A 22,941-nucleotide genomic window follows, 5' to 3' on the forward strand; every position below is an offset into this window, starting at 1 on the left:
GGACCGCTCACGGCCGCTCTTGCGGCTGTACGTCGAACCGCAGGTGGTCGTCGACGGCGGCCAGGGTGGCGCGCAGCCGGTCGTGGTCGGGGGCGGTCGCCAGCAGGTAGCCGAGCTTCGCGCCCGCCCGGTGGTACGGCTCGACGTGGTCGCCCGGACGCACCGCGAGGATGAAGTCGACCAGGCCGGGCAGTGCCCGTACCGTGTCGTCGCCACGGACGGCGACCAGCTTGCCCGGCTGGGCGGCGCGCAGCACCCGCATCGCCGCGCAGGCCGGCGGACCGGGGGTCAGGTCGGGCCGCTCGCCGACGGCCATCGCCACGTACGCGGCGGTGACGTCGACGCCGTGCACGAGACCGAGCAGCTCGGCCGACCCGTTGCCGCCCAGGCGTGCCCCCAGTTCGATGACGATCACCCGGTTGTCGCGGTCGACGAGCAGGTCGGCGTTGAGCGACCCCCACCGGTAGCCGAGCGCGGCGACGATCTCCTCGGTGGTGGCCCGGCAGCGGGCGACGAGGTCCGCGTCCGCTCCGGGCATGACGTGTTCGAGGGTGACGAAGTGCGGCGGCTCGGTGAGGGTGCGTGCGCCGAGCCCGAAGAGCACGATCTCGCCGTCGGCGACCACGGCCTCCACCGCGTAGTGCTCGCCGTCGAGGAACTCCTCGACGATCACGATGCCCGCGGCGGAGTACGCGGAGGCGGCGTCCACGGCGGCGGGCACCTCGGCGGGTGACGCGCACAGGCTGATGCCGCGTCCGCCGCTGGAGTCGGTCGGTTTCACGATCACCGGGTAGCGCAGGTCCCCGCACCCGCTCACCACGGCCTCGGGCCTGTCCTGCACGAACCTGGGTCCGGGTTGGCCCAGCCGGTCGCAGACCTCGCGGAAGTATCCCTTGTCGACGGAGGCGCGCAGCGCCTGCGGGGAGAGCCCGTTGGGGAGGCCGAGCAGCTCCGACAACTGGTACTGGGCGGGCAGGTTGACGTCACTGGCGGGAGAGACGACGCCGGCGAGGTCGTCGCGCGCGGCGAGCGCGGCGGCGACCACTGGCACGTCACGGGTGCTCAGATTGAGGAACTCCGCGGCGTAGGAGATCGCGGGGGCGTCGGTACGCGCGTCGATGCAGATGGTGTGCAGTCCGAGACGCGCCGCCGTGGCGAGGGTGGTGATGGCCCCGTCCGCGCCGCCGAGCACGGCCAGGGTTCTCATGCCGCGTGTTCCGGCAGGGGTAGCGGTGCGCGGGCCGACCACGCCGGGGGCGGCGCGAGCGTGTCCTCGGCGGCGGTCGGGATGTTGGCCTCGCGGATCAGGAACTGCGGCAACCGGCCCGGCGGCCGGGCGATGTGCAGCAGGTACCGGGCGACGACCGCCAGGCTGGCCAGGCCGGCGGCCAGCGCCAGCCCGAGCAGGGCCGCCGCGGCGGGCAGGCGGCCGGGCAGCAGGGCGCAGAGCGCGCCGGTCAGCGCCAGTGCGGCGGCGGCGAGGCTGACCTGCCCGGCCGCGACGACCGGGCGCGGAGAGTGGGACATGAACAACTCCACGGCGTGCCGCGCCAGACCGCGTACGGTCACCTTGGCCTCGCCGCTGCGACGGGCGCGGTGCGCGGTGGGGACGGTCGTCCAGGCACCGGTCAGCCGGGGCAGGGTCGCCATGAAGTAGGGCGTGGCCAGGCGCAGGTCCACGACCCGGCGGGCGACGTCGGTGCGCAGCAGCCGGAAGCTGGTGCCACCGGCGGGGATCTCGATGCGCAGCAGCCGCCGGGCGATCAGATCGTGCAGCCCGGACGCGGCCCTGCGCAGCAGGCGGTCCTGCCGGTCCACCCGGATGCCGAATACCGCGTCGTAGCCCTCGCGGGCCCGTTCGATGAGCTTGTGCGCCTCGGCGGGCGGAAACTGGAGGTCGGCGTCCAGGTGCAGGATCCAGGGGTGGCGGGCATAGCGGTAGCCCGCCGAGAACGCCGCCTCCAGCCCGAAGTTGCGGGTGAAGGAGAGGTAGGACACCGCATGGTCCTTTTCCGCCAGTGCACGGAACCGGTCCAGGGTGGTGTCGGTGCTGCCGTCGTCGATGAACAGGATCTCCAGGCCGGCGTATCCGGACAACTCGGCGACAATTTCCCCGTGGAGGGCGTCGATATTGTCCGCCTCGTTCAGACATGGCACGACGACGGTCAGAGCGAACCCGTCGCCGCCTTGGTCGATACCCGGCAATACGGCCGCCTTTCCGGCACATCGTCGCGCCACCAGTGGCACCGGCACAGGTGAAGCCGGCACGCAAACGACCCCCACAATAGCGGTATGCTTCGATTCCCCATACCCCCTGCCCGAATTCAGGTATCTCAGTAGATATGCCCTCCGAATAGGAAAATGACAGCCCGGCAAATGTTGTCGAAGCCGCCGTTACGCGGCAAGCTCAAGCATCCAGTCGATGGGGATCGGAGAATCGCATGTACGTGCTGGGCATCAACCAGCATCACGACTCGGCAGCCGGGCTGGTGCACGACGGCCGCATCGTGGCCTTCGTGGAGGAGGAGCGGGTCTCCCGCGTGAAGCACGACGGGACGTTCCCGGCGCGGGCCATCCGCGAGTGCCTGGCGACGGCCGGCATCACCCTGGCCGAGGTGGACCACGTCGCCTACTTCTGGCAGGCCCGCAAGGAGGTCACACACGCGCTCAAGCACTTCGTCACGCACCTGCCGGCGACGCTTGCGGTACTGCGCAACGACGCGGGCAGCTACGGCGGCAAGGCGTCGGGGATCGCCGCCACGATCCGTTCCGGAGGCGTGCAGTCGCACTCCGACGACTACCACGTCGGCGGCGCGCTCCTGCTGCACCTGCGCCGGTCGTACACGATGAAGAAGATCCTGTGCGAGGCGGTCGGCCACACCGGGCCGGTGCGCTTCAAGGTGCACCTGGTCGACCACCACCTGTCCCACGCGGCCAGCGGGTACCTCCTGTCGCCGTGGGACCACGCGGCGATCATCACCTGGGACGGCATCGGCAGCGACGGCACGTCGACCTACCTCGCCGTCGGCGAGGGCGACCGGATCCGCGACGTGCGCCGGGTGCGCTTCCCGCACTCACTGGGCGCCCTGTACGCCTGCGTCACCAGCTACCTCGGCTTTCACCCCACCCGCGACGAGGGAAAGGTGATGGGGCTGGCCGCCTACGGCGAGCCGACCCACGTCGAGGCGATGCGGGAACTGGTCCGGCTGCTGCCCGACGGGCACTACGAGCTCGATCTGAGCTGGTTCCGCCACCACGCCACGGGCAAGCACCAGATGTCGGCCAAGTTCCTGGAACGCTTCGGCCCACCGCGCCCGCGTAGCCGTGACGAGGTGCCCCAGTACTACGCCGACATCGCGTACGGCCTACAGACCACCCTGGAGGAGGCGGGCCTGCACGTCGCCCGCTGGCTACAGCGGCACACCGGTGAGACCCGCCTGGTCACCGCAGGCGGGGTGGCGCTCAACAGCGTCATGAACGGGCGGATCCTGCTGGAGACCCCGTTCGAGGACTTCTTCGCCCAGCCCGCCGCGGCCGACGACGGTTCGGCACTCGGCGCGGCGTTGCAGGTCGGCGCGAGCCTCGGCCAGCCCCGGCCCACCGGCGGCTACATCTTCCTCGGGGCTCAGTACACCGAGGCGGAGATGGAGAAGGCGCTGGCGGATGCGGGTCTGCCCTACGAGCGCACCGACGACATCACCGAGACGACCGCGCGGGCCCTGGCCGACAGCAAAATCGTCGGCTGGTTCCAGGGGCGCATGGAGTGCGGGCCGCGGGCGCTGGGCAACCGGTCGATCCTGGCCGACCCGCGCGGCAGGGACACCAAGGACCGGCTCAACGAGAAGGTCAAGCACCGTGAGCCGTTCCGGCCGTTCGCGCCCTCCTGCCTGGCCGAGCGCTCCGGGGAGTACTTCGCCTCCGACTACCCGTCACCGGTGATGCTGCTGGTCTTCGACGTCCTGGAGCACCAACGCGAGCGGGTGCCGGCAATCACCCACGTCGACGGGACGGCCCGTGTGCAGACCGTCTCGGCCACCGACAACCCGCTCTACCACCGGCTCATCACCCGGTTCGACGAACTCACCGGAGTGCCGATGGTGGTCAACACGTCGTTCAACGACAACGAGGAGCCGATCGTGCGGACGCCGGCCGACGCCGTGCGGTGCTACCTGCGTACCGGTATGGACGCCCTGGCCCTCGGCCCCTTCTGGACCCAGAAGTGATCCGCCGCTGGTGGTGGCTGCTGCCGGCGACGGTGGGCGGCGGCCTCGCTGCGCTGATCATGCTGGTGCTGCCGCCGGACCGCACCATCGACCACCTGGGCGAGGTGCTGCTCAAGACCGCGCCGCTGCTGTGCGCGGTGCTCGCGGTCGCCTACTTCCCCCAGCGCCCGGGGCTCGGCCTGGCACTGCTGGGGGTGCTGTTCGTCGGCTACATGGCAGTGGTGGACACCCTCAACGTCGACCACATCTTCGGCTACGCCGAAGCCGCCGACCAGGACGCGGCGTTTCCCCGGTTGTACCAGTGGACGATCTTCCTGAACGCGTTCACGGTGCTCGCCGTGCTCTTCGCGTACCGGCTCGGTGGTGCGTCGGCGGGCCGGGTGCTGCGGGCGGGCCTGGCCGCGATCCTGGTCCTGATCTCCGGCCTCAACGACCTGTCGTTCTACTACACCAACGACTGGGACGGCCCGAGACCACGGGTGCTGCACTGGGCGTCACACATCACGGTGTTCGTCGGTGGTCCGCCCACCGCGACGGTCGCGATCGTGTTCTGCGCGGTCCACCTGCTGCTCGCGGCGGTGATCCTGGCGCTGCCGCTGGACCGGTGGGCGGCCCGCTTCGACGGCTGGGCGGCGACACCCACCCCGGCCGAACGCCCGCTCGCCGCGCCCTAGACCTCGCCGAGGATCCGGCGGGCGGTGTTGAGCGCCTGACGGACGACCTGGTCCATGTCGATGTAGGTGTACGTGGCCAGTCGTCCGGCCACGTAGCGGGGCGGGCCGGGCAAACCCGCCAGCTCCTCAAGGTAGCGGCGGGCCAGTGCCCGGTTGGCCCCCTGCACGTCGTCGATCGGGTAGTGGCGCGCGGGCGCACCCGGATACTCGTAGCTGACCACGGTGCCCGGCCCGGTCTGGCCGCTCATCCACTTCGTCTCGATGGCCCGGGTGTGCGGCTTGAGCGGGCTCGGGGTGTTCACCACCCCGCACGTCAGCGCGTGCTCCACCCCCGGCAGGTAGTGGTTGACCAGCCGTACCCCACGCCAGGGCAGCCGTCCCAGGTGCTCGGCGAAGAACTCGTCGAGTGCGCAGGTGACCACGACCGCGTCCGCGCCCGCGCACACCTCGTCCCAGTCGTCGACGGTGACCCGACGGCCCATGACCACCGGTACGTCCCGCAGCAGCGCGTCGACCAGCCGCGGGTAGCCACCCTCCGGCCAGCCCTGGTGAGGGTCACGGAACAGATCGGTGTAACCGTCGTCGCGCAGCTCGATACGCTTGGGTGCCCACCCGGCCGAGAGGTTCCGGGGATCCTCGCCCCACTGCTTGCGGGTATACCCCTCGATCAGCTCGCGGTACAGCGTCTCCCCCAACAGACCCACCGACCAGGACTCGAAGTTGGCGGGGTCGGGCCGGGCGGGGCGGGCGGCCAACTCGCGCGCGATCTGCGGCCACCGGGGCAGGGTACGCAGCTCCGACAACTGGGGCGGCCAGCTCAGTTCGCGGTCGAACGCCTCGGTGCGCACGGTGTGCCGGTACGGCAGGAAGCGGACCAGACCCGTCACCAGCCGCCACACCTCGGCGTCGGCGGTGTGGAAGATGTGCGCGCCGGCCGGCTCGTAGAGAATGCCCGCGGCCGAGGCCGTGCGGAGCTGGCCGCCCCAGGTGGGATCGCCTTCGACGACCTCGACGGCACGGCCCGCCACGTGCAGGAGATGAGCGACGGTCGCGCCGGCCAGCCCCGCCCCGATCACCCGCACGCAACCCATCGCCGGATGGTAGTGGGTCGCGCGCTTATCCGGGGTCCACACCCTCACGCGCCCGCCGCCGCCAGGCCGGCCGCCATGCCACCGCCTGGTCGGGCCCGGCCGTGCCGCGCACGAGACGGCACCGGAAGTTCTGGCCGACGGACGGTATGGTCGGCGGATATGAAGGCGGGTCGGGGATGAACGACGGGCTCACGGTCACGCTGCACGATCCCCACGTAGCCGACGCCCCTGCGGGCTGGGACGCCTTCATGGCCAAGGAACACCTGATGGCGGCGTGGTCCTGGCCGCTCGTCCGGGCGGCGGCGAGCCGACGGCCGGTCATCGCCGCAACGGTCCGGTATGGATCCGACGTCGTCGGGCTGGTCACCGGTCGCTTCCACGGGCCACGGACGGGCCGCTCCACGGTCCCGTTGGCCGGAATCGTCGACGTCGACAGCCTCTCCTCCAGCGCACTGCCGGGCGTCACGCTCGCCGCCGGGGCCGACGGGGCCGCGCTGACCGACACCATCGGCGCGCTCCGCTCCGCGCTGCGGGAGGCCCACGGCGGGCGGGTACGCGGCCTGATGTTCCGTCAGGTGTCCGCCGAGTCCCTGCCCGCGCTGCTGACCCGACCGGCGATCGTCCGGGAGGGCGGCCCCATCGCGTGGTTCCCCAACCGGTTCGCCTCGCTGGAGGACTACCTGCGGTCGCTGGGCCGGGGCCGACGCTACGACCTGCGCCGGATCCTGGCCGGGGTCGCCGCGTCGGACCTGCACGTGGCGAGCACGCTGCGGGGGGAGCCGGTCCCGGTCCAGCCGGCACAGCTGTGCGAGCTGATCGCGAGCGTCGTGAACCGCCACCACGACAGGTGGTGGCTGCCCAAACGGTTCATGTCCCCGGCCATGGCCGCCGCACAGCTCACCACGCCCGGCGTCCACCTCAACGGCTACCGCGACGGCGACCGGCTCATCGCCCTCAACGTGATCTTCGACCACCCGGATCTGCCGCTCTCGGCCGGCTGGGGCGCGTTCTCGGTGGCCGAGGGCGGCCGTCGGGACCTGTGGTACCACAACAACCTCGAACTGGCCCGCTGGTGCATCGACACCGGCCGCCGTGGCTTCCTCAGTGGTCAGGGCAGCCTCGTGGAGAAGCGCCGTCTCGGCCACGAGATGATCCGCCAGTGGGCCGTGCTCATCCCCTTTCCGCGCGGGGCCCGGTGACCCCCGGCCGGTAGGCCGACTCGACGAAGCGGCCCTTGCCGCCCGGTGTCAGCGCGATCCGCTCCGCCCGCACGAACCGCGGTACGACGGGGGCGTCCACCGCCTCGCCCAGGGCCTGCTCGAACGCGACGCACGCGGCGGCGAAGGCCGCCTCGCCGGGAGCCTCGGGCACCAGGTGCACCGTGACCTGGCCGGCCTCGTCCTGCCGGATCATGCACTCCGCCACGCCGGGCGTGTGCATCGCCAACGCGAGGAAGACGCCGCTGTACACGCGTCGGCCGCCGGGCAGCGTGACGAAGTCGTTGGTGCGCCCGTCGACCAGCCGCATCCGGCGGAACCGGCTACCGCACGGGCAACCCGCCGGCAGGACGTACGCCCGGTCACCCAACTGGTAGCGCGGCAACGGCATGGCGCGCTCACGGAAGTGCGTCACCACCACCGAACCGGTGACCCCCTCGGGGACCGGCGTGCCCGCCTCGTCCACTATCTCCAGCCACACCCGGTCCTCGTCGACGTGCATCCTGCCCGCCGCGCAGCCACTCGACACCGTCAGCACCTCGTACGCCGAGTACTCGTCGTACACCGGCACCCCGAACCGCTCGGTGAACAGCGCGGCGACCTCGTCGGTCAACAGCTCCGAGTCGGTCATCACCAGCTTGAGACCGCGTCGTAGCCGGGCCAGGTCACCGGGGTCGAGGGCGCGCAGCAGACCCCGCAGGACCACCGGATAGCCCATGATCAGTTGGGGTCGGACGGCGAGGACCGCCCGTGCCATCGCCGCGTCGGACTGGCCGGCCGGCACCACCACCCGCGGGAACAGGCCCAGTCGCTGGAACCAGCGCACCGGCCGGGGGAACGGCTTGATGTGCGCGATCCGCCACCACGGACGGTAGCCCGACAGCAGGAAGCGCCGCAGTACGGTCGCGCCGTGATAGCCGTACGCATCGACGTCGTGGCGGATGTGCAGCCGCGTTCCGGTGGTACCGCTGGTGACGTCCGTCCGGTAGGCCCCGGCGGCGAGTCCCCGGGTGTGAAAGGACTCCGCGCCCGCGTCGAGCACGGCGCGTTTGGTCAGGATGGGCAGCCCGGCCAGCTCGTCCAGGCTCGCCAGTGGCCCGGTCGGATAGTCGGCGAAGGCCGGCACCCGCTCACGACAGTGTCGCAGCAGCGCGTTGACACCCTCCAGCGCCAGTGCGCGGGTACGTTCGGGGGCACGGTGCGGTGCCCGCCAGACCGCCGGCAGGTGCCGCAGCTCGCGTACGGCGACGGCGAGGCCCCCGCTCATCGGGGCCCATGGATGTCGGTAGGCACCACGCCACCGTAGCGGGTCGCCGCTCGGGCGTCAGGTGCCCGATCCGACCCCCCGGTACCCGAGTCGGGACCGGACGACGACGCGGTTCATCGAGGTCACCGCGGTGATGAACCGCTTCTCTCCCCTGCTCGGGCTGGCCCGGAGCACGATCCTGCGGTGGAGAGCAGGGCCCGGTCAGCAGGGTGGGTGGTACGGGATGCTGGACAGGTACTGCTCCCATTCAGCTCGGGTGATGGGTTCTCCCATGGTGGAGCCGATCGCTTCGGCGGCCCGTTGCGGGTCGGTCTCCCACAGTCGGATGGTGCCGTCGGTGCTGGCGGCGGTGATCAGGCTGCCGGATGGGTGAAAGTTCACCCAGTACACGTGGCTGGTCGGCCCGCGCAACGGGCGGGGCAGCGCCATCGGGTGGGCTGGGTCGGACACCCGCCACAGATGGGTGGTCCTGTCGTCACCGGCGACGGCCAGGAGTGATCCGACCGCGCTGAAGGCCACCGTTGGGGATGAGTGCGGTCGCCCCGGTGACCGTCGGTCCTATCCGCTTCGGTCGCGCCGGGCGACGAATGTCCCCGGGGTCCATCGCGCCGTCGCGTCCGCCGGCGGCCAGTAGTGTCCCGTCGGGGCTGAGTGCGGCGGTGTCGTAGCAGCCGGAAGCCCGCGGGGGGCGGGTTCGGTTCAAGTGCTGTGCAGCGTGATCTGGTCCATGCACTGAGCCGCGACGCCCTGGGCCCGGGCCTGGCCCACGTACGGGTAGCGAGCGGACCAGGCTGGCGTCTGTCCGGATCGGTAGCTCGTGTCCCACCACGATCGGATCGCGACCGGCTCGGGCGCACAAAACGTGCACCCGAGCCGGCGCGACAATCAGCAGCCCGTTACCGGCAGTCGGGCTTGGCATCCACCTCTGTGCTCTGTCAGGCGGGTACGAACTGCCACTGTTGGTTGGTCCCGCCGTTGGCGGTCCACTGCACGACTTGCGCTCCGTCGCTGGTCGAGGCGCCAGAGACGTCGGCTGCCAGTCCGCTGTTGCGGCTGACGATGGTGTAGTAGCCGTCACCGGTGGGCCGCAGGTACCACATCTGGTTGGTGCCGCCGTTGGCCGACCACTGCTGCAGTTGCAGGCCCTGCGTGGTGCTGCCGCCGTTGACGTCGAGCACCTTTCCGGAGGCGGTGTAGCGCAGGGTGTAGGCGTCCTGCGTGGTGCCGATCGTCCAGGTGGGGGTGCCGCTCTGCTGGACGGTCTTGGCGCCGTCGGCGGTGGAGTTGCCGGCGATGGCGAGGGGCTTGCCGCTGTTGCGGTTGACGATGCGGTAGGTGCCGGGAGTGGGTCCGGTTCCGCTGCCTCCGCTGAGGTTGAAGTACTCGACCGCGTCGGTGAAGACGGTGCTGCCGGACTTCGTGGTCGACAGTTGCAGGTACACGCGGCTGCCGGTGGCGGGGGTGGTGAAGGACACCGGTTGGGTGACCCGTGAGCCGAGCGGGACGGTCAGGGTCGTGCTGCCGGACGCGACGACCGCACCGGTCGGGCTGTCGAGCCGCGCCGTCCAGGTGAAGCCCACCGAGGTGTCGACGAAGTCGTCGTTGAACACGGTGATGTTGCGGGTGACCGTGGCGTTGCGGGCGTAGCCGGGTACCGCCTGCGGCAGCGGGAAGCTGCCGTTCGAGTCCGAATTGCCGGAGGCGGACCAGTAGGGGAGGTCGACAGCGGCCACCGGGTTGAACGCCGCCTGCACGCGCTGGATCTGCGGGTTGCTCCACGGGTCGGGCAGGTTGTCCGCGCCGTAGATGGGGTGACCACCCTCCTCCGGGGTGAAGTCGGTGCTCCGCACGCCGGGTACGACGCTGGCCCAGGCCGACAGCAGCGTGTACGGACGCAGGTCGGTGGCGCCCTTGCCGCGCTTGGCCAGGGTTGCCGTGGCGAACCACTCGAAGCCCTGCTTGTTGTTGCATGCCGGCCAGATGTACTCGCCCTCGCCGTCGGGCCGCCCATTCACGGTGATCAGGCCCTCCCCGTACCTGCCGAAGCCATCGACGTAGTGCGGGATCACCGCGAAGTTGGCGTACGTCATCCCGGGATACAGGCTGACATTCCCGCCGACGCCCACCTCGGCGATGATCGGCCGGGTTCCGTCGGCGCCATTCATCGCCGCGTACAGCTCCTTCTCGAACTGTTCGGAATCCTGGCCACTTTGGTTCGGCTCGTTGTTCTGACTCCAGCGGATGATCGCGGGGTGGTTGCGGTCGCGCAGGACCAGCGCACGGGCGTGGTTGACCATGTTGTCGTGCCCGACGGACTCCTTCCACTCCTGCGAGGATTGGGAGCCGCGAATCGCGACCTCGTCGATGATCATCAGGCCCATCTCGTCGGCGACATCCAACATGTACGGGCTCCCGGGCTCCTGGTGGATGCGCACCACGTTGTAGTTCAGCCGCTGGTAGTTGTCCACCGCCTGCGGCCAACCGCCGTTGCCGGACGACGGGGGCAGGAAGCCGGGCAGGGTGTGGTACGCGTCGCCCTTGCCGCCGTTGTTGATCCGGTCGTAGTCGGCACCCTGGAGGTTGTCGCCGCGGAAGTTGACGCGCACGCCGTTGAGGTAGTAGTAGTCACCGTTCTGGGTGGCCTCCCGGAACCCGAACCGGTACTCGGCGTCGCTCGTCCGGCCGTCGTCGGCGACGGCATGCACCGCCAGCCCGTGCAGCTGCGCCCGGTACCCCGACCGGTACGGCACGTTGGGCCACCAGTACGAGGTGCTGTCGAGGTTCCACGCGACCGGCCCGACGGGCACTGTCACGGTCGAGCGGGCCGCCACGGTGACCGTACGGCTGGGCAGTTCCGGGTAGCTGAAAGCCGTTCCGTTCTTGGACGACAGCGACCCGGTCAACGTCACCGACCGGGAACTGCCCGACGTGTTGCGCACCGTCACGTCGTAGGTCAGTGTCTTGTTCGCCACCGACGTACGCACGAATGTGTCGCTGACGTATACCGCCGGGTAGACCCGCAGGAACGCGGACCCGAAGATCCCCTGCGGTACCGCCTCGGACCACGTGGCGGCGTCGGGCACCAGGTACCGGCCGTTGGATGCCTTCAACGCGCCGCGGCCCTTCACGTTCACCGTGATCGTGTGGGTGGTGCCGGGCGCCGCGTAGGCGCTGATGTCGAAGTTCGACGGGGTGAACGCCGTCGTCTGGGTGGCGACCACGCGGCCGTCGACCGACAGTGTCGCCTGGTGGTTGACCGCGCCGAACTCGATCCAGGTCGACTGGGGCTGCCCCGAGTCCGGCACGGTGATGCTGCGCGAGTACACCGCCTCGTTCACGGTGGTGAAGCCCTGTTTGTACCAGCCGCCACCGGGCACCGCGATCGTGGTCGCCGCCCGGCCCGCGGGCGTGAAGCCCCAGGTCCCGCTTAGGTCGACCGAGGCGATCGCGGCGTTCCCGGCTGCCACACCGTCAACACCGGCGGCGGCCACAGCCCCCATCGCGCCCGGCGCGGCCAGGGCCGACCGGGGGGTCGCCAGGGGCAGCCCGCCCAGCATCAGGGTCAGGCCGAGCGCCACGGTCGCGGCAAGCCCTCTGGCCGACGCCGACAATCGGCCACCCCAATGGGCTTTCGTACGATGCACGGCAACCTCCTGTGACTCATCCGCCAGCTCCGCAACACCGGTTCAGGGCGCAGCCTCAAGGCCGAAACTCGAATCGATTCGACGAATCTGCCGGCGTCGCCGACCACCCCGGGAAGGGTGGCTACGGCCCGGATACATAGATATGTATTAATGGACCTATCGAGCGTGAAGTCAAGGTTTCACGACGGTTACTTCCTGCTCCCTGCGCCTCGCAGACTTCAAACAACCGCCGGTGAGTACGCCCCTTCCGGAGCGCTAGGGCATCGCGATCAGGCATTCCGTGTCGCCAGCTCACCGATGCGGCGTCGACGAATGGCGAATCGATTCGACTCTCCGATGCCAGGCCGCGTGACACGTCGAAGGCGTGGACAGCACTGCGGTCCTCGGAGAAGTCGGCGGGCACCCCGGCCCGGCCTGTTCGATTCGAAACTGGGATTAGAGTGTTGGCAAGGAACGTGCCTCGCCAGCATCACAGGCGGGCTACGGGATCTTGATGGCGAGTGTATGACTGCGCAGACATGACAGCGCAATCATACATAACTATGGCCGGCGATGGGAGGTGCCATGACGCGACTGGCAAGGCCGGGTGGAAGCCCTCCGACGCCGCGCAGCGTGGACGTCGCGCGGCTGGCCGGCGTCTCCCAGAAGACGGTGTCCCGGGTCCTCAACGACGAGCCGTATGTCTCAGCCGACGTGCGCCGGCGGGTCCTGGACGCCGCCGAGGAGCTCGGCTACCGGCGCAACCAGGCGGCCCGGGCGCTGGCCTCCGGGCGGACCCGGTCGATCGGCGTGGTGACGCTCGGCAGCGCCTTGTACGGGCCGGCATCGTGGCTCATCGGCATCGAGCGGGCGGTCCGGAAGGTGGGCTACACGCTGCGGGTGGCCACCACGATCGAGGGCGACCCGGGCGGCATCGCGAGCGCCCTGGCATCGCTGCTGGACCAGGGCGTGGACGGCGTCGTCATCTCCGAGCCGATCGACGAGGGCGTCGGCCTCATCAGCGTGGACGTGCCGGTCCTGGTCCTCGGCGCGCCGCCCACCTTCACCGCGCCGCAGGTGGTGACCGCCAGGGTCGGCGCGGGCCGGCTCGCGCGAGCCGCGACCGAGCACCTGCTGGAGTTGGGGCACGCGACCGTCCATCACCTGGCCGGCCCGCAGCGGTGGTATTCGGCACGGGACCGTCTCGCCGGCTGGCGCGAGGCGTTGCGAGCCTGCGGCGCGGACGAGCCGCCGGTCGTCGAGGGCGACTGGTCGGCCGCGTCCGGCTACGCGGCGGGCCGGGAACTGGTCGGCGACGGCACCGTGACCGCGGTGTTCGCCGCGAACGACGACATGGCGATCGGTCTCATCCGCGCGCAGCTCGAGGCCGGGCGCCGGGTGCCCGAGGACATCAGCGTCGTCGGGTTCGACGACATCCCGGTCGCCGCCTACGTCACTCCCCCGCTCACCACCCTGCGGCAGCCATTCGACGAGGTCGCGCAGCAGGGCCTCGCTCGGCTGGTAAACGTCATCGAGAAACCGGACGTCGAGCTTCCACCGGCGGCCGACCAACCGGTCGAGCTCGTCGTCCGCGCCTCGACGGCACCACCACCGCCCCGACCGATCCCGGTACGCGGCCGCCGAGCGACCCCCCATGCCCACGGTGGCCCGCATGATCAGCCCGCCGGCAGCGAAGTCCCCTCCACCCAGCCCTGATCAGCGTCGATCCGTCCACCCACGGGGCACGTCACCCGAGGCCCGCACCGGCCGTCGCTGACGAGCGGCGGAAGCACCCGCGCGGACGCGCACCTCTCTCGATACCCCTCCTGTCCCAGCACCCCGTTGCCCAGCGCGCCGGCCCCCGCCCTTTTGATGGGAGTTCACCATGGCCACATCGCCCCCAGGAGGTCCTCGCGCCTGGCAGCCGCCATGGTGTCCGCCGGGCTTCCAGGACACGCAGAGTGTGGGTGCGGCGTCGTAAAATCCGCTGAGTTGCATCATCCGCCCGGGGACAGGCTGACCAGTCGGGTTCGGGGTCGTAGTGGGAGTCGACACCGCAGAGTTCCAGTCCGCGCCCAGAAGGGTGACGGTGTCGTCGAGTTGTTTGCCGGGGTTCCGTGGTCCGAGGCGGATGACCGCGACCATGAGCGGGCAGTCCGCGCCGATGCCCAGTCCAATCTCTTCTGGGACAAGCGGATCGACGCTCGCCTGTTTCCAAGGTGCAGGGCGAAGAACAGTTGTAATCCCGGCCCGGCGGGGTGGCGGCCGAAGGAACTGGCCGCCACCCCGCCTCACCGCCGTGCCATGGTGGTACGGGGTTGTCGGACCGTCAGCTACGGGTAGCCCATTGCTGGTTGCCGCCTCCGTGGCACGCCCACAGGTTGAGTTGCGTCCCGTTGGCGGTGCCGTTGCCGACGGCGTCCAGGCAGAGTCCCGACTGGACGGAGGTGATGGTCCCGTTGCTGTTCCGGTTCCACTGCTGGTTCGCGCCGCCGTTGCAGTCCCAGATCTGGACGACGGTGCCGTTGCTGGTGCCCGATCCGCTGGCGTCCAGGCACTTGTTGCCGTAGACGGTCAGGGTTCGGTTGGCGGTGTGGGTCCAGCGCTGGTTGCTGTTGCCGTGGCAGTCCCACAGCTGCACCCGGGCGCCGTTGCTCGTGCTGGAGTTGGCGACGTCGATGCAACGGCTCGACTGGCCGCCCGCGATCATCACGTTCGCCTGGCCGGCCGGCGGCGTGGTCGGCGGCGTGGTGGTCGGCGGCGGGGTCGACCCGAACTGGGTGAAGAACCGCCACACCTCAGGCTTGACCCAGCTTCGCGCGCCGCTCTCACAGCCGGCACATCCGTCCACCGGGCCCTGCTGGTGGCCGCCGTCGAACGGGGCCCAGGCCACCGGGTAGCCGGCCCGACACGAGTAGGTGGTGATGATGTGGGTCAGGCTGCCCCGCGCGGGCTCGGGGGCGTTCTGCGCAGCGCAACCGTTGTTTCTGAGCCACCTGTCGCGTAGTGACCGGCCGCTTTGAATGTTGTCGTTGATGCCGTGAATTCCCAGGTACGCCACGGGCTGGGTCCCACCGCTGCAACCACTGATCTCGCCGGGGGCGGCGATGGCCGCGACCGCGCGGAACACCGTCGGCCGCGAACACGCCAACGAGTAGCTCATCGCGCCGCCGTAGCTGAACCCGACCGAGAAGCGTTGCGTGGTGTCGACGCAGAGCGCGTTCTCGATCACGCGGATCATGTCGTCGGTGAAGGTGACGTCCTCGCCGTTGGTGTTGGCCCAGCCGTTGTTGATGCCCTGGGGGGCGACGAAGATCGTGGTGTTGTTCGACTGCGACAGCATGCCGTAGTAGGCCCAGGCGTAGCCGTCGGTTCCGCCCGAGGCGACGGCACTCGCGGTGCCACCCAGCCAGTGGTAGCCGAAGGCCAGCCGGTGCGGGTAGGTGTTGTCGTAGCTGTCGGGGAGCCGAAGGATGAAGCTGCGGCTCTTGCCGCCGCTCTGGATGGTGTGGGTGCCGCTGTTCAGTCCCGGGGCCTTACCGCAGCCGGCAGTGGTGGCCGCCGAGGCCGGTGGGGCGTCGGTGAGGACGTACGCGCCGACGGTGACCAGGACCAGGGCGGCCAGGATCGCCCCTATCCAGGGGGCCGAGCGTTTACGAGGTGACACAGAGTCGACTCCTTACGGGGAAGCTGCCGTCCGGCTCGGGTGTCAAGCCGGCGACCGCTACTTGAGCCACACCCGGCTGGACGTGAAGGCGTCACCGAAGCGCCGACGTCAACACGGACGGCGGTCGAAGCGGCGGCCGCAGACGTCGACCGGCCCGGTGTCATCTCAGCCCTCCGGACGGGACGCGGGCAGGTATATATCGATGCCTATATTCGTATGACGTACGACGTTCGTCAAGTCCCTGCTGCTGTGGGCCATCAACCAGCAACGCATCGCTTACGGCCAGACCGTCACCGTCGGCCCACCCATGACCGCCGCCGGCCGCCGCACCATCGCCCTGGACCACACCACCGCACGGGTGGACCGTGCGGTGGACCATGGCCGCAGGGGCCACGATCAGCCAACTGTGGAACGGCACGCTGAGCACCAGCGGTTCGTCGGTGACGGTGCGCAATGCCGCGCACAACGGTTCGCTGGCCGCCAACGCCTCGACCACGTTCGGATTCCTCGTCAACGGCGCACCGGCCACGCCCCCGCTGACCGTCACGACGCCATAGCACGCCGATCAGGGTGCGCCGGGTGGTGCGCCCATCACACGGATCTCAGGAATGCCCGCGTGCCCCGGTGTCCGTCCTGCGCACGGCCGGTCAGGATGCCGGGGGTACGGGTGATCACGCCGTACCCCCGAACTGCTGCTTGCGGCGGACGTAGACCCCACCCGGCCAGCTCGTCGAGCATCTCCAGGGCCATCATCCACTTCGGCCGGTATCGCTGGTCCACGACCAGCTACGATGCCGCCCGTCGTCGGATCTGGTCGATCTGGCAGTTGGCGACCTTCCGAGGGTGCCGGAGTACTGCCGGGCCGCACGCTCCGGGGCCTTGCCGTCCTTGAGGAATCCGGTGCTAGGACGGATGTCCCCACACCGCAACGGGGCTCCTCGGCACCGCTCCCGGTCCTGGGCGGTCAGGGGCCCAAGGTTCGTCGCCCACGGACAGAGGTGGCGACTCGGCCCGGGGGCGGCGTCGGGCGAGGTCAGCGCCGGCCTGGTCGCGGTGGCCTGGTCCATCCCACGGTTGTCGCGGGTGACCGTCGCGACCAGGCCGTCGAGGTGAACAGGGTGTTCAGGGCCGTCGCTACAGACCCAGGCTGCGCAGGGTCGGCACGGTCTGGCCCACCCAGGCGAGATCGGCGTCCTCGCGGGCACCCTGGGTGCGTTGTGTGCCGGCCAGAAACCACAGGAAGTAGGTCGTGTAGCCGGGCGCGCTGACCACGGTGTGGTAGCCCTCGGGCATCATCTGCATCAGATGCTCGCGGATGGTGGCGTTTTCCTCGTACCCGTCGTCGGTGTAGACCCGGCTGATGCCGAACCCGTCAACCGGGTTGACGCGGTAGTAGTACATCTCCTCGTGTGCGGCCTCGGCGGGAAGGTCGTCGACCCGGTGCCGGTGCGGCGGGTAGGTGCTCCAGTTGCCCGAGGGCGTGTAGGTCTCGCCGACGATGAGCCGGCGGGCGGGCAGGTCCGGTTGGGCGATCTCGGTGAGGATCTGGTGGTAGGTGCGGCCGAAGTTGGCGGCTCCCCAGCGGCCGGTCGCGACCTGCTCCGGCGCGATGACGTAGGGCTCGGTGGCCAGCTCACTGGGTGCGCTGGGCAGGGCGATCTCCACGGCGGTGACGGCCTCGACGGTGATCGAGGAGCCAGCCGGGAGGTAGACGGAGTGCGGCTTGCCGGAGAAGACGTCCGGACGCTGGCCGACCTGCGGGAAGTGGTGGCCGGCGACGGTGAAGTCGGCGGTGCCGCCGAGAATGACGGCCAGGATCTCCCGATCACCGGACTCGCCGGTCCAGGACTCGCCGGCCGACAGCCGCAGCAGGGTGAAGTCCAGCAGCCGGCAGGGATTGAAGGGCAGCGTGTTCCGGCCGTCGGCGGCGGGGATGGAGCAGTGGTAGCGGTAGTCCATGGTCACCTTTCGGAGGAGGCGGGGCAGTACGGGTCCGTCGCGGCGGTCACCAGGGGCTGGTCCAGCCGGGGATCGTGGCGCGGGTGAGGGCTTCCAGGTAGAAGTAGTCGCCCCACAGGGTTCCCTCGTCGACGCCGACGCCCTTGGGTTTGTCGTAGACGCCGTGCAGGATCAGCGCGTTCGAGCCCGGATGGCCGCCGGTGGAGTAGTGGTCGATGAGCGAACGCAGGATCTCGGCGGCGGCTGTGCGGTACCGGCCGGCGCTGGCCGGGTCGGTGAGGTTGTCCGCGAGTTCGAGCAGGCCGCAGACGGCGATGGCCGCGGCGGAACTGTCCCGTTCCTGGCCGCTGCCGTCGCCGAACTCCAGGTCCCAGTACGCGACGTGGTCGGCTGGCAGGTGGGCGAGGAACCGGTCGGCGCAGGCGCTCGCGGCGGCGAGCAGCGCGGGATCGCCGATGTGCCGGTGGTTGAGGCTGAACCCGTAGATGCCCCAGGCCTGCCCACGGGCCCAGCAGGAGTGGTCGGCGTGGCCCTGTTCGGTCTCGCCCCGCAGCGGGACACCGCTGTCCGGGTCCCAGTAGAAGGTGTGGAAGGTGGTGCCGTCCGGGCGCAGGATGTGCCGGCGCAGTTGGGCGGTGTGCCGGCGGGCGGCCGCGGCGTAGCGGTCGTCGCCGGTGGTGTGGCCGGCCCAGAAGAGCAGTGGCGTGTTCATGAGGCTGTCGATGATGGTACGGCCGCGTTGGCGCGGATCATCGAGGTCGCCCCAGGCCTGGATGATACCGGCGGGTTCGAGCACGCGGGTCATCAGGTGGTCGGCGGCGGCGAGAGCCGCGTCCCGGGCCTGCGGGTCGCCGGTACGGCGGGCCGGGTTGACGCAGGCGAGGGTGTAGAGGAATCCGAGGTCGTGGGTGTCCAGGTCGACACCGTGGTTCATTCGGGACACGAAGCTGTCCACGTGGGACACCGCGGCCCGCAGGTGACGGTCGTCACCGGTCAGGTCGTGCGCCAGCCAGAGCATGCCGGGCCAGAAGCTGGTGGTCCACCCGACGTTGGCGCCCTCGGGCTGGCCGGCGCTCGGTGGCCGGAGCGGGTAGCGGTCGGCGTCGGTGGTGTCCGCGGGATACCGGTCGCCGAAGGTGACGATGTTCGCGTCGACGGTGCGTACCGCGGCGGCCACCGCAGCCGCCAGAGCCTCGGCGTCGGAGTGGGGACGGACGTTGGTTGCCGTCATGGATGCTGTTCTCCCTCGTGGGTCCGGTCCGGGGCCGGGCAGGTGTGTCATCGACGTCCCCCGCTCGCTGGCCGGAACGTGGTGGTCAGGTGCGCTGGGCTGCGGCCGTCGACGGCTCGAGGACGGCCCGCAGGGTGAAGCGGCTGTTGGCCCAGACGACGTAGAGCAGCGGCGCGGCGGCGAGGCCGAGCGCGATCGCGGGCCGGGCCGCTAGGAGCTGGACGAGCAGCGCAAGCACGAGCAGAGACGCGACGGTGAGGTACCACCGGCGCACCGCCAGATATCCGCAGGCACTGGCCACGTCGCGCAGCGGCGCGGTGGGTCGCTCGGCGACGGTCACCAACCCGAGCAGCGTGGTCGCGACGGTGAGGACGATCAGGGTCGCCAGTACCGGCAGGGCGAGTGCCCCGACCCGGTGGCCCCACGCGGCGCGGGCGTCCACGGCGAGCACCACCAGGGCGGCCATGGCTACCGCCGTCCAGAGCATCGCCGGCCGGGCGGTGGCTCGCCAGGCACGGCCGTAGGTGCGCAGCACGCCGCCGGAGTCGCCTGCGGAGTAGGCGGACATGACCGCGAAGACCGCACAGAGCCCGGGCGCGCAGAGCGGGGCGGTCAGCGCGTAGAGCGGCCAGGAGCGCGCCGCGTCGGTGGTGAACGCGAGGGTCACCAGGGGCAGGCAACCGAGCACCAGCAGCAGGTTGGTGACGAGCGCGACGTGGACCCCGTCGAAGACGGCGGTGATGGTGTGGTGGCGTGGCCGCATGGACCTCACCCCTTCAGTCCGGTCGTGGCGATGCCCTCGATGAAGTGGCGTTGGCCGAGCAGGAAGATGACCGCGACGGGTAGCACGGACAGCACGGAGCCGGTCATGATGAGCGCGTACTCGGCGTTGTACTGAGAGATGAAGGTGTTCAGCCCCAACTGGATGGTGCGCAGCTCCGGACTGCGCAGGTAGATCAGCGGGCCGAGGTAGTCGTTCCAGGTGGTCACGAACGTCAGCAGGGCCAGGCTGGCGAGCGCCGGCCGGGACAACGGCAGCATGATCCGTCGGTAGATGCCGAACTCGCTGAGCCCGTCGACCCGCGCCGACTCGCTGAGTTCCTCGGGGATGGTCTCGTAGAACTGCTTCATCAGGAACACGCCGAACGCGCCGAACGCCTGTAGCGCGACGATCGACCACAGGGTGTTCGACAGGTGCAGCTTCGACATGAGGATGAACTGCGGGATCATGTACGACTGCCAGGGCACCGCGATCGTTCCCACGTACGCCAGGAAAAGCAGGTTGCGGCCGGGGAAGCGGACCCGGGCGAAGCCGTAGGCGGCGAAGCTGCCGGTGAGCACCTGCAGGACGGTGACGAGCACCGACAGCAGCAGGGTGTTCCACAGCCACGTCGTCATGTCCGAGCGCTGCCAGATGTCGAGGTAGTTCCGCCACACCACGGGATCGGGCAGCCAGGTGATCGGGATGGTGAAGACGTCGTTGTTGGTCTTCAACGACGCCGCCACCATCCAGTAGAACGGCAGCAGCAGCCCGACCGCCGCGAGCACGAGGGTCACGTACCCCACGAGCCGCCAACCCCGGAGCCTGACACGTCGGGTGGGTGTCCCGCGGTGGCCGGGCGCGGCGACGGCCGGTGCGGGCACGGAGAGGTCGGTCGCGGTCATCAGCTGTTCCTCCGCTTGTTGACCATGAACTGGATGACCGTGATGCCGAAGCAGATGGCGAACAGGACGATGGAGACCGCCGAGGCGTAGCCGAACTGGTTCTCCTCGAAGCCCTTCTGGTAGATGTACTGCGAGAGCACCAGTGTCGACTGGCCGGGCCCGCCGCCGGTCATCACGAGAATGAGGTCGAAGACCTTGAAACTCTCGATGGTGATCAGCACGGTGACGAAAAAGGTGGTGTGTCGCAGGCCGGGGAGGGTCACGTGCACGAACCGCTGCCACGCTGTGGCGCCGTCGGTCTCGGCCGCCTCGTAGAGCTGGGCCGGAATGGTCTGTAGGCCGGCCAGGAACAGCAGCATGTAGTAGCCCATGTAGCGCCAGGTGCCGACGATGATGACCGCCGGCATCGACCAGGTCGACGACGTGGTCCAGCCCGGCGGGTCGTCCACCCCCACGGCGCGCAGGAGCGCGTTGACCGGCCCGTACTCCGGACTGAACAGTTGGTTCCACACGATCGCGATCGCCACGATCGAGGTGACGTAGGGGAAGAAGGCGACGGTACGGAAGAACCGCACGCCGCGCAGTCTGCGATTGAGCAGCAGCGCCAGCCCGAGTGCGGCCGCGAGGGTCAGCGGGATGTGGAAGACCGTGTAGTAGACGGTGTTACGCAGCGCGGTCCAGAAGCTCGCGTCGCCCCACATCCGCCGGAAGTTGGCGGTGCCGGTCCACTCGGCCACCCCGAAGACGTTCCAGCTGGTGAAGGCCACGTAGAACAGCACCGCGACGGGTAGGAGGGTCAGCACGGCGAAGCCGACGAAGTTGGGCAGGATGAACGACCAACCGGCGACCGTGTTGTGCCACACCAGACGCCGGTTCCTGGGTCGCGTGCGCGGCAGTGTTGCCATAGGGATTCTCCGGGGGCGTTCGACGTGGCGGCGGGTCCGGCAGGCAATTCAGCCGCGCCGGGCCCGCCGTGAGTTCACTGGTTGAGGACCTCGTTCTTGGCGCGGGTCTGCGCCTCGCTCAGCGCCGCATCGACGCCCTTGCTGTTGGACAGGATCGCCGAGTGCGTCTCGTTGAGGAGGTTCTGCAGACCGGCGGTGTGTTTCGAGACCGGGTTCTCCGGCTTGATGGTGTGCTTGGCATAGGCGAACTTCGACAGGTCGTCCTGCGGTACGCCGTCCAACCCGAACAGCGTCGCGGTGACCGCGTCGGTGACCTGGGCCGGGGTGATGCCGATCCCGGCCAGCGCCTTGCCGGCATCCGGGCCGGCCGCGTACTGGAGGAATGCCTTGGCCACGGCGACCTTCGACTTGCTGATCTTCGGGTTGATCCCCAGGCCGGTCGGGTCACCGAAGGTGACAGGTGTGGCGGAGGTGCCGGTGGTGGACTTGTCGAACTGCGGCACCGGGGCGATCCCCCACCCGAACGTGTCGGCGTCACCGCTCTTGCGCTGGTTGAGCAGCGTCGCCACGTACCAGGTGCCCATCGGCAGCAGCGCCGACTGCTGCTTGCCGAACTGCGCCTGGTAGGTGAGCTTGTTGGTCTTCGCGGTGCCGAAGGTCGGCTGCGCGCCGGCCGCCTGCAGGTCCAACGACCGCTCGTAGTACGGCTTCAGGTAGCCGAAGTCCCCGGAGAGCAGGTCCGCGCCGGGGGTCTGGGCGAGCGCGAATCCCTGCACGGTGGACTGGAAGGTGTGCTGGTACGCGCCGGTCGCGTTCGAGCCGGCCGCCTTCAGCCCGGTGTGCAGTCGCTTCGTCGCGTCGGTGTAGTCGTCCCAGGTCCAGCTGCCGTCCGGCGGTGCCACCTTCGCCTTCGCGAACAGGTCCTTGTTGTAGAACAGCACCCACGAGTCCTGCCGGTACGGCACCGCGTACGCCTTGCCGTCCACCTGGAACGACGCGAGCGCCGGGCCCGAGCTGAGACCGGAGATGGCGTCGGAGACGTCCAGCAGCTGACCACCGCTCTGGTACGTGTAGAAGTTCTTGAGGTTCTTCATCACGTACAGGTCCGGGGCGGTGCCGGCGGCCAGGTCCGTGATCATCTGGGTGTCGTAGTCGTTGCCTGCGGCGTACTCCTTGAGCTCCACCGTCACGTTCGAGTGGGTCGCCTTGAAGCCGTCGGCGAGCGTCTTGAACTCGGGCGTGGACGACAGGCTCCAGCCGGCCAGGGTGATTGTCACGGGGGCGTTGGGGTCGACTGGCTCGTCTCCGCCGCCGCAACCGGCGAGAACAAGCGTCAGGGCCGTCGCGGCGCTGATGACGGCAGGTATCGCGCGCTTCATCCCTTTCTCCTTCAGGTCAGGGGCCCGGACGGGCCCGCAC

At 69.9% G+C, this 22,941-nt stretch carries 19 protein-coding genes; 5 read left to right on the forward strand and 14 right to left on the reverse strand.

Annotated elements, in window-relative coordinates; genetic code table 11:
• Positions 1 to 7: 7 nt before the first annotated feature.
• Both AB0C22_RS25805 and AB0C22_RS25810 read right to left on the reverse strand, forming a co-directional pair.
• On the reverse strand, positions 8 to 1,207 hold the full coding sequence (locus AB0C22_RS25805) for an ATP-grasp domain-containing protein (protein ID WP_357537496.1): 1,200 nt from the start codon (positions 1,205 to 1,207) through the stop codon (positions 8 to 10).
• The gene (locus AB0C22_RS25810) at positions 1,204 to 2,157 is read right to left on the reverse strand and encodes a glycosyltransferase family 2 protein (RefSeq protein WP_357537498.1); all 954 of its coding nucleotides are present in this window, start codon (positions 2,155 to 2,157) and stop codon (positions 1,204 to 1,206) included. The genes AB0C22_RS25805 and AB0C22_RS25810 overlap by 4 nt, the downstream gene beginning before the upstream one ends.
• Positions 2,158 to 2,441: 284 nt before the next feature.
• On the opposite strand from AB0C22_RS25810, the gene AB0C22_RS25815 reads away from it, so the two are divergent.
• Positions 2,442 to 4,223, forward strand: a complete 1,782-nt coding sequence (locus tag AB0C22_RS25815) for a carbamoyltransferase C-terminal domain-containing protein (RefSeq protein ID WP_219463461.1) — start codon at positions 2,442 to 2,444, stop codon at positions 4,221 to 4,223.
• Positions 4,220 to 4,897 (forward strand): hypothetical protein, encoded by a 678-nt coding sequence (locus tag AB0C22_RS25820; RefSeq protein WP_357537500.1) that lies wholly within the window; start codon positions 4,220 to 4,222, stop codon positions 4,895 to 4,897. Before AB0C22_RS25815 ends, AB0C22_RS25820 begins: the two co-directional genes overlap by 4 nt.
• Here AB0C22_RS25820 and AB0C22_RS25825 read toward each other — a convergent pair.
• Entirely contained in the window at positions 4,894 to 5,988 is a 1,095-nt protein-coding gene (locus AB0C22_RS25825) for a UDP-galactopyranose mutase (protein ID WP_219463464.1), read from the reverse strand. The genes AB0C22_RS25820 and AB0C22_RS25825 overlap by 4 nt on opposite strands.
• A gap of 176 nt (positions 5,989 to 6,164) precedes the next feature.
• Here AB0C22_RS25825 and AB0C22_RS25830 point away from each other — a divergent pair, with 176 nt between their 5' ends.
• The gene (locus AB0C22_RS25830; protein ID WP_357537503.1) at positions 6,165 to 7,187 is read left to right on the forward strand and encodes a hypothetical protein; all 1,023 of its coding nucleotides are present in this window, start codon (positions 6,165 to 6,167) and stop codon (positions 7,185 to 7,187) included.
• Here AB0C22_RS25830 and AB0C22_RS25835 read toward each other — a convergent pair.
• The 3 genes from AB0C22_RS25835 to AB0C22_RS25845 all read right to left on the reverse strand — a co-directional run bounded on the left by AB0C22_RS25835 (position 7,159) and on the right by AB0C22_RS25845 (position 12,116).
• Positions 7,159 to 8,472, reverse strand: a complete 1,314-nt coding sequence (locus AB0C22_RS25835) for a hypothetical protein (protein ID WP_357537504.1) — start codon at positions 8,470 to 8,472, stop codon at positions 7,159 to 7,161. The two genes, AB0C22_RS25830 and AB0C22_RS25835, sit on opposite strands and share 29 nt — an antisense overlap.
• A gap of 201 nt (positions 8,473 to 8,673) precedes the next feature.
• Positions 8,674 to 8,922 carry a hypothetical protein gene (locus AB0C22_RS25840; RefSeq protein WP_357537548.1) on the reverse strand — a complete coding sequence of 83 codons (249 nt, stop codon included), beginning with the start codon at positions 8,920 to 8,922 and terminating at the stop codon, positions 8,674 to 8,676.
• A 485-nt stretch (positions 8,923 to 9,407) separates the two neighbouring features.
• Positions 9,408 to 12,116 carry an RICIN domain-containing protein gene (locus AB0C22_RS25845; protein ID WP_357537506.1) on the reverse strand — a complete coding sequence of 903 codons (2,709 nt, stop codon included), beginning with the start codon at positions 12,114 to 12,116 and terminating at the stop codon, positions 9,408 to 9,410.
• Positions 12,117 to 12,680: 564 nt separating this feature from the next.
• On the opposite strand from AB0C22_RS25845, the gene AB0C22_RS25850 reads away from it, so the two are divergent.
• On the forward strand, positions 12,681 to 13,811 hold the full coding sequence (locus tag AB0C22_RS25850) for a LacI family DNA-binding transcriptional regulator (RefSeq protein ID WP_357537508.1): 1,131 nt from the start codon (positions 12,681 to 12,683) through the stop codon (positions 13,809 to 13,811).
• Positions 13,812 to 14,424: 613 nt separating this feature from the next.
• Here AB0C22_RS25850 and AB0C22_RS25855 read toward each other — a convergent pair.
• Positions 14,425 to 15,762 (reverse strand): ricin-type beta-trefoil lectin domain protein, encoded by a 1,338-nt coding sequence (locus tag AB0C22_RS25855; RefSeq protein WP_357537510.1) that lies wholly within the window; start codon positions 15,760 to 15,762, stop codon positions 14,425 to 14,427.
• A 377-nt stretch (positions 15,763 to 16,139) separates the two neighbouring features.
• On the opposite strand from AB0C22_RS25855, the gene AB0C22_RS25860 reads away from it, so the two are divergent.
• Entirely contained in the window at positions 16,140 to 16,319 is a 180-nt protein-coding gene (locus AB0C22_RS25860) for a cellulose binding domain-containing protein (protein WP_219463483.1), read from the forward strand.
• A gap of 34 nt (positions 16,320 to 16,353) precedes the next feature.
• Here AB0C22_RS25860 and AB0C22_RS25865 read toward each other — a convergent pair whose 3' ends face one another.
• The 7 genes from AB0C22_RS25865 to AB0C22_RS25895 form a co-directional block, all read right to left on the reverse strand.
• Positions 16,354 to 16,542: a hypothetical protein gene (locus AB0C22_RS25865; protein ID WP_305072039.1), complete on the reverse strand. Its 189-nt coding sequence runs from the start codon at positions 16,540 to 16,542 to the stop codon at positions 16,354 to 16,356.
• Between the two features lie 354 nt (positions 16,543 to 16,896).
• On the reverse strand, positions 16,897 to 17,721 hold the full coding sequence (gene iolB, locus AB0C22_RS25870) for a 5-deoxy-glucuronate isomerase (RefSeq protein ID WP_255598374.1): 825 nt from the start codon (positions 17,719 to 17,721) through the stop codon (positions 16,897 to 16,899).
• Positions 17,722 to 17,767: 46 nt separating this feature from the next.
• A complete protein-coding gene (locus AB0C22_RS25875; RefSeq protein ID WP_357537513.1) occupies positions 17,768 to 18,952 on the reverse strand; it encodes a glycoside hydrolase family 88 protein in 1,185 nt (394 codons plus the stop codon).
• A gap of 85 nt (positions 18,953 to 19,037) precedes the next feature.
• The gene (locus AB0C22_RS25880) at positions 19,038 to 19,715 is read right to left on the reverse strand and encodes a hypothetical protein (RefSeq protein WP_357537515.1); all 678 of its coding nucleotides are present in this window, start codon (positions 19,713 to 19,715) and stop codon (positions 19,038 to 19,040) included.
• Between the two features lie 5 nt (positions 19,716 to 19,720).
• Entirely contained in the window at positions 19,721 to 20,617 is an 897-nt protein-coding gene (locus AB0C22_RS25885; RefSeq protein ID WP_357537517.1) for a carbohydrate ABC transporter permease, read from the reverse strand.
• A complete protein-coding gene (locus AB0C22_RS25890) occupies positions 20,617 to 21,480 on the reverse strand; it encodes a sugar ABC transporter permease (protein ID WP_308290840.1) in 864 nt (287 codons plus the stop codon). The genes AB0C22_RS25885 and AB0C22_RS25890 overlap by 1 nt, the downstream gene beginning before the upstream one ends.
• Before the next feature lie 116 nt (positions 21,481 to 21,596).
• A complete protein-coding gene (locus tag AB0C22_RS25895) occupies positions 21,597 to 22,901 on the reverse strand; it encodes an extracellular solute-binding protein (RefSeq protein WP_357537519.1) in 1,305 nt (434 codons plus the stop codon).
• Positions 22,902 to 22,941 lie beyond the last annotated feature (40 nt).

The sequence above is a fragment of the Micromonospora sp. NPDC048894 genome, from assembly GCF_040649765.1.
Lineage (GTDB): Bacteria > Actinomycetota > Actinomycetes > Mycobacteriales > Micromonosporaceae > Micromonospora > Micromonospora antibiotica.